Source organism: Labilibaculum sp. (genome assembly GCF_041595635.1).
In the GTDB taxonomy this organism is placed as follows: domain Bacteria; phylum Bacteroidota; class Bacteroidia; order Bacteroidales; family Marinifilaceae; genus Labilibaculum.
In genome coordinates this window covers 14,114-27,930 of record NZ_JBFHJW010000030.1, presented here as the reverse complement: position 1 = coordinate 27,930, position 13,817 = coordinate 14,114, and the positions used below count along the sequence as shown (strand labels likewise).

The following is a 13,817-nucleotide window of genomic DNA, read 5'->3' as shown; positions in this document are numbered from 1 at the left end:
AAAAAATATTTAAACTATGATAAAAAAACTGACAATATTCATTGTATTTGCATGTTTGGCAAGTATCGTAAAGGCACAGGATAGTCATTTAATTCCGCTTCCTGAACATCTGCATGAAGGCTATCCTCGGTTGTATATCACGCAGGATGAAAAAGGAGCATTGGAAGAGACTATTCAACAAGAAGCCTGGGCCCAGGATGTGTTATCAGGGATTCACCAGCGTATTGACATGTATATCGATGATCCGGAATGGATGGTTTCGCGTTTGCAAATGCATTGGAAAACCAAAGCAATCAATGAATATGTAAACGGAATTTACTTTTCGCATTCCGATGGGGAAGCGCCGGTGCCTACGGTTCGTTTTACCGGTTCTCGCGATTATACAACAGTTTATGGAAGACCAAAATTGGAAGATATCATTCCATACATGGATGATGAGCGTGGCGTGTATTTGCCAAATTGTAGTAAAGAGGGAAATCCTTTCGAATGGGCAGAAGCATCAAAAACAGGAGGAATTATTCATAAAATAAATGAGGAGATCATTGGCTTAGCTCGCGATGCCGCATTTACCTATTGGTTGGAGAATGACGAGCGTTTTGCCAAATTTGCTTTCGAGGTATTCAATACCTATATGGCTGGAATGTACTATCGTCGCGAACCTGTTGACTTAATGAATGGACACATTCAAACACTGATCGGTTTTACTTGTTTTCAAGTGATTCATGAAAAAGCTTTGAAAGAGATTTCTGAGCTGTACGATTTTTTGCATCCTTATATTGAAGCGAATCATGCCGATAAAATTGACAATTACGATGTAACCATTAAGCGTTGGACTGATCAGGTGATAAAAAATGGAGTGCCACAAAATAATTGGAATCTTCATCAGGCAAATACCATTTTGAAGGCAGCCATGGTTTTGCGTGATAATAAAAACTACGAAGATCAAAAAGGTCGTGAGTATTACATCAATAGTATTTTAAATGTAACATCACCACGTCAATGGTCCATGGTTAAATTATTGGATTATGGATATGACGAAAGCAATGGAGTTTGGGCCGAATGTCCAGGTTATTCTCAAGGAGTGACCAAAGAATTGATGGCTTTTATTCGCGATTTCGATACTACTTTCGATCATAACATTTTGCCTTACACACCAGTGATGGATAAGGCGGTAAAAATGTTGCCGCAATATTTGTTCCCCAACGGACAAGCAGTAGCTTTTGGAGATTCTTATTACGATCACGTTTCTACCGAGCCAATGGCAGATATGATACATCTTGCCCAGAAATATCATAATACAAAGCAAGAAGAGGAATTTACGGCGATGTATCGTTTGTTCGGCGCTAATGCAGGTAAGAATGCCAAGGCATCTAAACCAAGAGCCAATGTATCGTCCTTTTTTGCAAATAAACCTTTAGAGTTGAATCCAAACTATAAAAAAGGAGTATTGGGCGATTATTTGACTCAAACTTTTTATGCACCAAATGTTAGTTGGCATGTACAACGTATGGGCACTGGCAAAGAGGGCTTAATGGTCTCCTTAAACGGATCTTTGGGAAATCACATGCATGCCAATGGTATCAGCATGGAACTGTATGGAAAAGGTTTAGTACAAGGAGCCGATCCTGGAAAAGGAGCGGGCTATCTTCAGCCTGTTTATTTGGAGTACTACTCTCAATTTCCAGCCCATAATACCGTAATGGTCGATGGAATTTCTTCCTACACCGAAATGTTAAGTTATCATGCTTTCGATTTAATGGGACAGTACCCAAAATCAGAGCAAAAAGAAGGCTTTTACAAGGATATTACCTATTCTGATGTTTACTTTTTAGAGCCAGAAAGTCAAAGTGACCAAAATAGGACGGTGAGTATTGTAAATACAGGAGAAACAACAGGTTACTATGTCGATATTTTCCGTTCTAAAAAACAACGCAGGGGAGATGTATATCACGATTACTTCTATCACAATTTAGGACAGACCATGACCATTACTGATACTAAAGGAAATCCGCTATCATTGACTCCAAGCGAGGAAATGGCTTTTGCTGGAGGTCACCTTTATGCATTGGATTATATGTGGGATAAAAAGTCGCTTCGTACTGCCGACGATTATCAGGCAGAATGGAAAATTGATAGACCTGAAGGTGAAGAAGATGTTTTCATGAGCCTTTGGATGAAAGGTACAGAAGGTCGCGAGGTCTTTTCTATCAAATCGCCTTCCTGTAAGTCATTTAAGGATAAAACAGGTATTCCTTACGATATTGATCATGAGCCATATTTAACCCTAGCGGCTCGTCAGCATGGCGAAGCTTGGGAGCATCCTTTTATTTCGGTGTACGAACCCTTTACCTCGACCGAAGGAAAGAGTATTAAAAGTATAAAAGCTTTCGCTGATGAAAATGGTAATAAAGACTTTGCAGGTCTGAAAATCACTCATAAATCGGGTCGTGAAGATCTTGTGTTTTCATCTTACAATGGAAAAATGGCTAGTTACCAAGATCAATCAAGTGATGCGACTTATGCTTTGGTTGGCAATAAAAAGAACGACGATTTTGTGTTGTTCATGGGTAATGGAACTCAGCTAGTGGCAAATGGATATGCTATTTCCACTACAGAAAAAGGAAATGTCGTTTTGGAAATGAAACAAGGCGTATTTTATTTAAATAACGAGGTAGATGTAACGATTACAGTAGGTAAAAAGCAAAAGCAATTTAGTGCGGGTGATTTAAGAGAAATTAAATTGTTGAAAAGAAAACGTTAAATCAGATGAAAGCAATTAAAACTTTAGCAATGACCTTACTGGTCATTGCTCCCTTTTTTCTGTCTGCTCAAAAAATAAGTCCTGAAGATTTGTTCAAATGGGATTTTTACGGACAGGGAACGAAGTTGGTAGAGAGTCATAATTCCTTTTTTATGAAGGAAGCTAAGGAGAGCAATGGTGTTATGATTGTGAGTCCTGAATCGTATTCAGAGGATGCCGTTTTTCAGTATGATATTATGACTTTGACACCAGCAACGGTTTGTGTGGCTATTTTATCCGCTTCAAATCCCGGTAAGGATACTAAATTAACTATTCCTAAAGATTACGACGGCTCTATGGATTTGTGGATTAATGATGTAGAAAGCTATTTTTATGCGTTCAGAAATTCACCTCATAATTACACTCCATTTATCAGAAAGTATCCTGTTGCCGAAGGGGAAGATCCCGCGTTGGTTTCTTTGGATAAAAACATCATGCTTCCTGGCATTTTTTATACTGTCGAAATTGGTCGTAAAAAGGACAGTCTTTGGCTAAAAATAGATGGGGAATTAGTACTAGAAACGCTTGATCAGAATGCCTTTTCAGGAGGTCATATCGCCATTAGGCTAAGAGGAACAGCTGGCGAATATGCAGCTTGCTTAATTCGGGATGCGGAATTGATTCATAAGTAAGTTGTAAGCTGTTTTAGATTATTTTTATTTTAAAAAATGTTTAAAACAGATATAAAACGGACAGAAGTAAGCATTTATTAATTAATCGAATTTTTACAGTTTTGTTAAAAAATATAAAGTGATGAAGAATAAGTTTCTACTAATTTTGACAGTATTATTTTCTGTACTGTTCGTAGCCTGCAAGCAGGAAGAATCTCAGCCTAACATTGTGGTTATTTTGTGCGATGATTTGGGCTATGGTGATTTATCTACATTTGGTCATCCTATTATTGAGACTCCGAATCTCGATCAGATGGCTGAAGAGGGAATGAAATTTACAAATTGTTATTCTGCAGCACCAGTTTGTTCGCCTTCACGAGCTGGTCTTTTAACTGGTAGAAGTCCTAATAAAGCAGGAATTTATGATTTTATTCCTAGTCCTAAACGAAGTGAAGATTGCCGAGATCTTGTTCATTTACAAGCAAAAGAGCAAACGATTCCAGCCATGTTAAAGACAGCTGGTTATGCAACTTGTTTGTCAGGAAAATGGCATTGTAGTTCACGCTTTAATAGCGATGCTCAGCCTACTCCGGGTTATTTTGGTTTCGATCATTGGTTTGCTACCCATAACAATGCAGCTCCTAGTCACGAGAATCCTATGAATTTTATTCGCAATGGCGAAAAGGTTGGCGAATTGAACGGTTTTAGTTGTCAGATAGTGGCAAATGAAGCAATTCAGTGGCTTACCAATAAAAAAGATGATAAGCCTTTTTACCTTCAGGTATGTTTTCACGAACCTCATGAACCTGTTGCTTCACCAAAGGATTTGGTTGATAAATATATGCCTCAAGTGGAAAATGAAAATCAGGCACAATATTTCGCCAATGTTACAAATATGGACAAGGCTGTTGGGCAGTTGATGCAATTTTTAAAAGAAAAGCATGGAGAAAATACCCTTGTGTTTTTCTCATCCGATAACGGTCCTGAAACACTTAATAGATACTACCGAGCTTCAAGGTCTTATGGTTCTCCTGGCGAATTGAAAGGAATGAAATTATGGACTAACGAAGCAGGATTTCATGTTCCTGGAATTTTATACTGGCTAGGAAAAAGTACTTTTCACGGAACAAGTGATGCCATTGTTTCATCGCTAGACTTACTACCTACTTTTGCCGAATTATCGGGCGCAGAATTACCAAACAGAAAATTAGACGGTGAGTCCATTACATCTCTTATAAAGACAGGAGAGAAGAAAAGAGTGAAGCCTTTAATTTGGGCTTTTTACGATGCCATAAACGAACATAGGGTTGCCATGCGAGTAGATGATTGGAAAATCATGTGTCGTTTGAAAGTAGATACTGCTTATTTAGGTCACGTGCATAATTTATGCGAAGGAAACGAGAGCTTGGTGAAAAATGCTGAAATGGTCGATTTTGAGTTGTTCGATATGAAAAATGACAGAGGCGAAACAAAGAATGTGGCGCAGCAATTTCCTGAAGTTTTTGGCAAGATGAAGGTACAGTTTGAATCGGAATATGCTGGTTTATTGAAAGAAAGTCATATTTGGAAAAGAGAATTGAAATAGCTTGATCAAAATGAAAATATCATAACAATTAAATTGAGAAAATATAAGATAATTAATCCATAGATTTTAAATATGAATAAGTTAAAAACTTTCGGACTACTTGTGATGTTGACGTTTTCGATGCTAGCACAAGCAAAGGAATATCATATTTCTACTTTAGGAGATAATTTTAATGCTGGAGATAAAGAGGCTCCATTCAAAACCATATCTAAGGCTGCTAAAATTGCTCAGCCAGGAGATGTGATTACTGTTCATCAAGGGGTTTACAGAGAATGGGTTAATCCAGTAAATGGAGGTGTAAACGATAGAAATCGAATTGTGTATCAGGCTGCTGAAAACGAAGAGGTCTGGATCAAAGGATCGGAAGAAATTTCAAATTGGAAAAAATACAAAGGAAATGTTTGGAAAGTTGTTCTGAATAATGAATTCTTTGGTGATTTTAATCCCTATCAAGAAATACTTTTTGGGGATTGGTTGACAAAAACTTATGGACGAGACCATCATTTAGGGGAAGTATATGTAAATGGAAAAGCCCTATATGAAATTGATAGTTTATCGAAAGTATTTTCTGAGACACCATTAGCAAGAGCGACAGATGGGGAGGCTTCTAAGTACAAATGGTACTGTGAGAGCACGCAGGAAACTACGACTATTTACGCGAATTTTAAGGGTGTAAATCCGAATAAGGAATTGGTTGAAATTAATGTCCGACCTACTGTGTTTTTTCCTAAGAAAACAGGAATTTCCTACATCACTGTTCGTGGGTTTAATATGTGTCATGCTGCAACACAATGGGCTCCTCCTACAGCAGAACAAGGTGGACTAATTGGTCCCAATTGGAGTAAGGGATGGATTATTGAGGATAATTTGATTTGTGATTCGAAATGTTCAGCTATTGTAATTGGAAAAGAAAGAGCTTCAGGTCAAAATCAGTGGATTAATGACAAGAAAAAGCATGGTACACAACGCGAGCGTGAAGTGGTTTTTAAAGCTTTGCAATTGGGTTGGTCGAAAGAGAATGTAGGCTCTCACATTATCAGAAATAATACCATTCGAGATTGTGAACAAGGTGGTATTATTGGCCATTTGGGTTGCATTTTTAGCGAGATAAGTAACAATCATATTTATAATATTAATGTAAGAAGACAATTTGATGGTTGGGAGATAGCAGGAATTAAATTGCATGCTGCTATTGATGTAATTATTAAAAATAATTGCATCCACGATAACCACCGAGGAATATGGCTAGATTGGCAGGCACAAGGTGCTCGCGTCAGTGGAAATCTATTTTTTAATCATACTAGTGAAGATTTATTTGTGGAAGTGAATCATGGTCCCATGATTGTAGATAATAATATTTTACTTTCAGAACTTTCGATTCTAAATGCATCGCAAGGGACTGCCTTTGTGAATAATTTAGTAGCTGGAAAAATTCAAACGCGCTCTGCTGCAAATCGATTTACTCATTATCATTTTCCACACTCAACCAAGGTAATGGGAATGATGACTGTAATTTTGGGTGATGATCGTTACTACAACAATATTTTTGCTTCAAATGCTGATTCTTTGGAAAATAGTCAATATCAGGGTTTAGATGCTTACAATGGTTTTCCATCAGCTTCATATGAATGGAAATCTCCAGGAGGTTTGAATGCTTACAACAAGCACAAATTTCCAATGTTTATTGATGCCAATCTTTATTTGAATAAAGCAGAACCTTCGAATATTGAAACTAATAATTTAGAAAATAGAAGCCTCAACCCAGCCATAAGTTTATCGGAAGATGAGGATGGTTTTTATTTGAATATTACTGCAGATGATACTTTTAAAAATGTAAAAACTCAATTTGTAGATACAGAACTATTGGGAACGGCTTTTCAGTCGGAAACACCATTTGAAAATAAGGATGGATCTCCAATTACTTTGACGGAAGATTATTTTGGAAACAATAGAAATACAGAAACACCTTTAGTTGGACCATTTGACAACTTGAAAATAGGTAATAATAAGATTAAGCTGTGGAGTAAATAATACATGAACTAGTTGGTTTTACTGATGTTTAAGAATTATGAAACGTAGAGAATTTGTGAAGATTATAGGTGTGAGTACATTAGGTATGGGATTGGTGCCGAGTGTATTTGCAGCTATCAATCTAAAAAAAACAGATCATGATATTTGCAAACATGTCTGGGAGCAATTGTGTGGCAATATTGGTAATGTTTATAAAACAGATGCTTTTAAATATATTATCCCATTAAAAAGAAAACCGAATGTGCTTATTTATGGCGATTCGGTTTCCATTAAATATTCTTCGGAAGTTAGAGAAAGTCTAGAGGGAAAAGCTAACGTAATTCGCTTGTTTAAGAATGGAGGATCAAGCCATAACTTTATTCCCAATATGGAAAAAATGCATGATTCTATGTTTCAGCCTAGTTTAGATAAAGGTTGGAATTTTAAGTGGGATTTGATCCATTTTAATGTTGGATTGCACGATTTAAAATACCTCAAGGGTAAACATTTGAGTAAGGAAGGTACACTAGTTTCATCTTTAAGTATCTACAAAAAGAATTTAGATGGGATCTGTAAATATTTGATGCTGAAGTTTCCTAAAACAAAATTAGTTTTTGCTACTACAACACCAGTTCCCGAAAATGCAAAAGGTCGTTACCAAGGAGACAGTATTAAATACAATAAGGCAGCATTGGAAGTGTTGGTAAACTATCCGAATATTGTTGTAAACGATCTTTATACATTCACTTTTCCACATCATAAAGAATGGATGCAAGAGCCTGGAAATGTTCATTATAATGAAGTGGGATTTGCCAAGCAGGGGAAAGAGGTTGCCCGAATAATGGCTGAAAATTTAAAAATCTGAACAAAATAACAAAAACAGAATAATGGATATTTACTGTTGTTTATACTGATATCTATTTCATTATTAAGAATTTGTAAACATTTAAGAAATCTATATTATGAAGTATGTGCTTGTAATTTTGTTGTTTTTTCCTCTGTGGCTAAATGCACAGGTAAATGCTGATGGTAGCATCGATACTGGTGATAAATTTGCCAATGCAAAATTGGAATCAAATGAATCTCCCGAAGTAATTGCCCAACGACTAGAATGGTGGAGCGAAGCTCGCTTTGGAATGTTTATCCACTGGGGATTGTATGCTCAGGATGGTTGCTTTTGGCAAGGACAAGACGGCCGTTCAGAACACATGATGCGAAATCTTCAAATTCCAATTGCCGAGTATGAGAAAATAGCAGACGTATTTAATCCTGAAAATTTTAATGCCGACAAATGGGTGAAGGTTGCTAAAGATGCAGGCATGAAGTACATGGTACTTACCTCTAAACATCATGATGGTTTTGCCATGTTCAATAGCCCATCTAATGCTTATAATATTCTTAAATCGACTCCTTGGAAACGCGATCCCCTTAAGGAATTGACCGAAGCTTGTGAAAAACAAGGTCTGAAATTCGGTGTGTATTACAGCTTAGGTAGAGATTGGCACGATCCGGATTGTAATTCGGTGAAGGGTTGGAGAAGTAATATTTGGGATTTCCCCGAGGAGGATCAGAAAGATTTCTCGAAGTATTTCGAAAGAAAGGTAAAGCCACAGATTACAGAGCTCATTACACAATATCATCCTGCTATTATTTGGTTTGATACGCCAGAGTTGATTAGCATGGAGGAAAGTCGTGAACTACTCTCGCTGATTCATAAGCTTGATTCTACCTGTATTGTTAACCAACGTGTAGGAAATAAGTTAGGCGATTATGCGGTTCGGGAACAAAAAATACCAGAAGGTGGAGAGCCACAACCATGGGAAACATGCATGACTTTAAATGGTGCTTGGGGATATCATAAAACCGATGATAATTGGAAATCGGCTGATTCTTTAGTGCATAGCTTGGTAGATATTGCCAGCAAAGGAGGTAATTTCCTACTTAATGTTGGTCCTACTGGGAAAGGTATTATTCCTCAAACTTCGGTAAATCGATTGAAAGAAGTTGGAGATTGGTTAGAGGTGAATGGAGAAGCTATTTATGGAACTAGTTCTAGTCCTTTTGGAAAATTTCCATGGGGACGTTGCACTAAAAAGCTAGGGAGAAAAAATGTAACTCTTTACCTTTCGGTATTCGAATGGCCTAAAAATGGGAAGCTTCAATTGGATTTTCCTGTGAAAGTAGTGCGAGCTTGTTTACTTAGTGATTCTGATAAAGACTTAAAAACGGAGGCGAATCAATCTGGTGTTTCCATCACAATACCTATAAAAGCACCAAACGAAATAGCAACAGTTGTAAAGCTAGTTGTAGAGCCATTTTGATTTTGACAGTTTAGTAGGCATAAATTAGGTTAACGAAATACAGAAAATAATAATGAGGACAATTTTTTTAGTAGTATTTATCTTTCTAGTGAATCAGCTGGGAGCAAAGGAAATTTTTGTTTCTCCTTCCGGAGATGATCAAAACTCTGGGAGTAAGCAGAATCCTTATCTTAGCTTCGAACGGGCCGTTTCAGAAGCACAGAAATATGTCGGAAAAGAAGCTGTGCATGTTTGGTTTGAAGAAGGAACCTACTATTTGAAGAGTACAATTGAAATTTCTTCTGAAATGTCTGGAACACCAGACTTTCCGGTTGTATATGCAGCTCAATTAGGGGCAGAAGTGACCGTAAAGGGATCGATGATTTTGAAAGATCCAAAGTGGACTGAATATCAGGATGGAATTTACGTGACTGATATTCCCGAAGGATTGGTTTTTGATCAATTGTTTGTGAATGGGGAAAGAAAGATTCGTGCCCGTTTTCCGAATTACGATTATGAGAATCCCATTCGGGGAGGAAAAGGTTACCTGAGTGTTACAGGCGGAACCAATCGTCGCTACGACAAATGGTTCACCTATAATCCTGAAACTTTTACAAGTAAAGAATGGCAGAATCCGAAAACGGGAATTGTGCATGCTTTCCAAAGTCATAATTGGGGGAATATGCAATATCGTATCGATAGTGTACAACGCGATGAGAGTAAAGTACTACTTGGCGAAGGTGGATGGCAGTTGCAGCGTGCATACGGCATTGGTGGCAAGGGATATAAATCTTCCAAATATTTTATTGATAATATTTTTGAGGAATTAGATGTAGCCGAAGAGTGGTTTCTGGATACAAAAAAGAACAAACTATACTACTTTCCAAAGGCAGGTGAAGATATCCGTAAAGCAAAGTTTGAACTTCCAGTTTTGAAAAATCTGATTCAACTAAAAGGAACAGCAGAAAATCCTGTTCAGTATCTCACCTTTAAAGGCTTCAAATTCACACAAAGCAGCTATACTTTTATGGATAAATATGAGCCAATGGCTCGTGGCGACTGGGCAATACATCGCGGAGGTGCTATCTACTTGGAGGGAGCCGAAAATTGTACAGTTGAAGATTGTAGTTTCGAATATTTAGGTGGAAACGGCGTTTTTATGAGCGAATACAATCGCAACAATTGCGTAAAATCTTGTCAGTTTGTGCACACGGGCGAAAGTGCCGTTTGTTTTGTGGGTTCTCCTTCTGCAGTACGTTTTTATCAAACCTGGGACGATAAAGAGATAAAGGGCAAAGATTGGCGCGAAATGCGCAAAGGAATGGATTTGGAGCCGGGTCCAAAAACACCTGATTATCCGAAAAATTGTGTGGTCGAAAATTGTGTGATGCACGATTTTGGAGATGTTGGAAAGCAAGTGGCCGGTGTATACATTGCCATGAGTCATAAGATACGGGTTTCTCATAATTCCATTTACAACTGTCCGCGTGCCGGAATTTGTATTAACGATGGAACTTGGGGAGGACATATTATTGAATTCTGTGACATCTGGGAAACCGTTTGTGAAACAGGAGAACACGGACCATTTAATTCCTGGGGACGAGAAAGACAATGGCTTGGAGGAAGTGGTGGCGATAGAGATTTTCAGAAAGAATTGACTCAATTGGATGCTTTGGATAATGTAATTGTTAGGAACAACAGAATTGCCAATTATCGTAAATCCATTAGTGCGGGAAACTGGACGATTGATTTGGATGATGGATCGAGTTATTTCGAAATATACAATAACCTGAGCCTGGGATCGACCATTAAACTACGAGATGGAATGGCTCGTAAGGTGCATAATAACATTACCGTGAGTGCAGTTCCATTAGGATGGCATGTTTGGCCAAAAGAATCGGAAGATGAGATTTATCAAAACATATTTGTGATTTCGGGAGCTGTTCCTGGCAAAAAAGAACCTACCAATCGATTTATTCGAGATGTAGGATTGCCCGATGATATGCCCTGGAGTACCAATCACAACAACAACCTGTTTTGGAATGTGAACTTTCCTGAAAATCCTAATATTCTGGAAGATAAATCGATGACAGATTGGCAAAAAGAAGGTTATGATCTGAACTCTATCATTGCTGATCCTTTGTTTGTGAATCCGAAAGAGGCAAACTATCAGGTGAACGAAAACTCACCCGCTTTGCAGCTTGGTTTTAAGAATTTTTCCATGGAAAAGTTTGGTCACGAAATGACTCGTATTGTTCCTTTCGGAGGAGATTTTAAAGAGGAGATCAGCCTAAGCATACTTGCCGATGTTAGAATGAAAAAAGGGGGAAGTGTACGATACACGCTTGATGGTTCGGAGCCGAATTTTCAATCACCAATTTATACAGATAAAATCAAACTAAAGGAAAGTACATGCATAAAATCGCTTTCCTTCGATGCGGATGGAAATGCAATTGGTTTTACAAACGAAGCGCAATTTACGAAGGTAGATCTTGTTGAATATCCCAATTGGTTAGCGACTCTTTTGGCAGGACAGTACCAGGGAGATCGATCCGTGATCACACCCAAAGCATTGAAGAAAAATGTGAAGGGTGCTTTACTCATTAACATTAGCGATGATGCCGATTTAATTGATGCCTCCGGAGGCTACAGTTATGGATGTTATATCCAATCCATTGATAAAACAGAAGGCAATATGTGGTTAAATGCTGGTCTTAGCAATGCCTGGACTCTTCAACATGTGAATGGGGAAAAGCTTGCTAATATATCTGATTTGGAAAGGATAATGAAAAAGCATAGTGGCGATAGTGTAAACGTTATCGCTGTAAAAAATTATACCTCTAAAACTTTTAAAGTAAAACTACCCTAAATTATGCAAACTAGAGAGAGTGAGATATTACCGATTTTGAGATTTTTAAGAAGTATGCGAAAGGAGAAAAATTTTATAGGTGTTTTTGTTAAATGCTTTCTGTTTTGCATGCTACTTGCATCTTGTTCCGAAAATATAGCCAAAGAAAAGAAACCCAACATCGTAATTATTTATACCGATGATCAGGGGTATGGTGATGTGAGTGCACTAAATCCAGAGGCAAAATTTAAAACGCCTAATATGGATAAACTGGCCAACGAAGGAATTATTTTTACGGACGGTCATAGCAGCGATGCAGTTTGCACTCCTTCAAGATATACTCTTTTAACAGGTCGTTATAGTTGGAGAACATCCCTAAAAAAAGGTGTTTTAAGAGCAGATGGTCCTTGTTTAATAGAAAAAGATCGCATGACAATTGCCAGCATGCTAAAAGCGCAAGGGTATAATACGGCTATGGTTGGAAAGTGGCATTTGCAAATGGAATTTGAGGGCAATAAAGGTGAAGGTCGCGATTGGTCGAAACCATTTACCGATGGGCCTATCGAAAAAGGATTTGATTACTTTTTTGGAGTGCCAGCATCGATGAATTTTGGAGTGTTAACCTTCCTGGAGAATGATAAAGTACTCGATCCTCCAGTCTTGTACACCAAAAAGAAGATGGATGTTACTCCTCGTACCTACCGAATGACTCCTCCATACAAAAACGAAATAGCAAAGGGACACGTCGAGGTGGCTCCTTCGTTTAATGATGAGTTGGTATTGGAAACTCTTGCAGGTAAGGCTGTAGAGTACATTAATAAATCGGCAAAAGAAGCTAAAAATGGCAAGCCTTTCTTTTTGTATTTTCCTTTAACCAGCCCGCATTTACCTCATTGTACACATCCCGATTTTCAGGGAATTAGTGAATGTGGTAATTATGGCGATTTTATGATGGAAACCGATTATAGAGTGGGTCAGGTACTAAATGCCTTGCAAGAGAATGGCTTAGAGGAAAATACTTTGGTTATTTTTTCATCGGATAATGGCGCAGAAACCAATTATGCCTATCAGCGCGATACCTACCAGCATTATTCTTGCATGAATTTTAAAGGTGGAAAACGAGATATTTACGAAGGCGGACACCGTGTTCCTTTTTTGATGCGTTGGCCTGGGTTTATAAAAGCAGGTAGTAAGGTGAATGTTCCTGTTTGCCAATCGGACTTTATGGCAACCGTAGCCGATATAATTGGGTATACTCTTCCTGATAATGCAGGCGTAGATAGTTACAGTCTGTATCCGCTAATTGCAAATGGAAGTGTTGATAGTTACGAATCGGAAAGAGCTGTGATACACCATTCTTTCACAGGTCATTTTGCCATCCGCCAAGGGAAATGGAAATTAAATATGTTGAGAGGTTCTGGCGGTTCTTTAGAGCCTAAGCTTTATGAACCAGCGGAAGGTGAAGCGCTTTACGAATTGTATAATATCGATGAAGATCCAGGAGAGACTACAAATTTGTATTTCGAATATCCTGAAGTAGTAAAAAGGCTTAAGGCAAATATTACTGATATCATTAAAAATGGGCGATCAACTGAAGGGGCACCTCAGAATTTTGTGAAGGAAGACTGGGAACAAGTTACCTGGATGAATTTTTAAATTTAAG

The 13,817-nt window shown here is 37.9% G+C and carries 8 protein-coding genes; all 8 read left to right on the top strand.

Annotation, left to right across the window (positions count from 1 at the left end; all coding sequences use genetic code 11):
• Positions 1 to 16: 16 nt before the first annotated feature.
• The 8 genes from ABYT26_RS10085 (at position 17) to ABYT26_RS10050 (ending at position 13,810) form a co-directional block, all read left to right on the top strand.
• Complete coding sequence (locus tag ABYT26_RS10085) at positions 17 to 2,761, top strand: six-hairpin glycosidase (RefSeq protein ID WP_372753455.1); 2,745 nt, start codon at positions 17 to 19, stop codon at positions 2,759 to 2,761.
• A 5-nt stretch (positions 2,762 to 2,766) separates the two neighbouring features.
• On the top strand, positions 2,767 to 3,432 hold the full coding sequence (locus ABYT26_RS10080; protein ID WP_372753453.1) for a hypothetical protein: 666 nt from the start codon (positions 2,767 to 2,769) through the stop codon (positions 3,430 to 3,432).
• A gap of 121 nt (positions 3,433 to 3,553) precedes the next feature.
• Entirely contained in the window at positions 3,554 to 4,996 is a 1,443-nt protein-coding gene (locus ABYT26_RS10075) for a sulfatase (protein WP_372753451.1), read from the top strand.
• 72 nt (positions 4,997 to 5,068) lie between these two features.
• Positions 5,069 to 7,027, top strand: coding sequence for a right-handed parallel beta-helix repeat-containing protein (locus tag ABYT26_RS10070; RefSeq protein WP_372753449.1), 1,959 nt, complete (start codon positions 5,069 to 5,071; stop codon positions 7,025 to 7,027).
• Positions 7,028 to 7,064: 37 nt separating this feature from the next.
• On the top strand, positions 7,065 to 7,871 hold the full coding sequence (locus ABYT26_RS10065; RefSeq protein ID WP_372753447.1) for an SGNH/GDSL hydrolase family protein: 807 nt from the start codon (positions 7,065 to 7,067) through the stop codon (positions 7,869 to 7,871).
• Positions 7,872 to 7,968: 97 nt separating this feature from the next.
• A complete protein-coding gene (locus ABYT26_RS10060; RefSeq protein ID WP_372753445.1) occupies positions 7,969 to 9,327 on the top strand; it encodes an alpha-L-fucosidase in 1,359 nt (452 codons plus the stop codon).
• A gap of 52 nt (positions 9,328 to 9,379) precedes the next feature.
• Positions 9,380 to 12,175 carry a right-handed parallel beta-helix repeat-containing protein gene (locus tag ABYT26_RS10055; protein WP_372753443.1) on the top strand — a complete coding sequence of 932 codons (2,796 nt, stop codon included), beginning with the start codon at positions 9,380 to 9,382 and terminating at the stop codon, positions 12,173 to 12,175.
• Between the two features lie 108 nt (positions 12,176 to 12,283).
• Positions 12,284 to 13,810 (top strand): arylsulfatase, encoded by a 1,527-nt coding sequence (locus tag ABYT26_RS10050; protein WP_372753441.1) that lies wholly within the window; start codon positions 12,284 to 12,286, stop codon positions 13,808 to 13,810.
• Positions 13,811 to 13,817: the final 7 nt, after the last annotated feature.

Excerpts from the sequence above, each read along its gene's own strand:
- ABYT26_RS10050 (WP_372753441.1), top strand. The coding sequence starts at position 12,284 with ATGCTACTTGCATCTTGTTCCGAAAATATAGCCAAAGAAAAGAAACCC.
- ABYT26_RS10060 (WP_372753445.1), top strand. The coding sequence starts at position 7,969 with ATGAAGTATGTGCTTGTAATTTTGTTGTTTTTTCCTCTGTGGCTAAAT.
- ABYT26_RS10080 (WP_372753453.1), top strand. The coding sequence starts at position 2,767 with ATGAAAGCAATTAAAACTTTAGCAATGACCTTACTGGTCATTGCTCCC.
- ABYT26_RS10085 (WP_372753455.1), top strand. The coding sequence starts at position 17 with ATGATAAAAAAACTGACAATATTCATTGTATTTGCATGTTTGGCAAGT.
- ABYT26_RS10065 (WP_372753447.1), top strand. The coding sequence starts at position 7,065 with ATGAAACGTAGAGAATTTGTGAAGATTATAGGTGTGAGTACATTAGGT.
- ABYT26_RS10070 (WP_372753449.1), top strand. The coding sequence starts at position 5,069 with ATGAATAAGTTAAAAACTTTCGGACTACTTGTGATGTTGACGTTTTCG.
- ABYT26_RS10055 (WP_372753443.1), top strand. The coding sequence starts at position 9,380 with ATGAGGACAATTTTTTTAGTAGTATTTATCTTTCTAGTGAATCAGCTG.
- ABYT26_RS10075 (WP_372753451.1), top strand. The coding sequence starts at position 3,554 with ATGAAGAATAAGTTTCTACTAATTTTGACAGTATTATTTTCTGTACTG.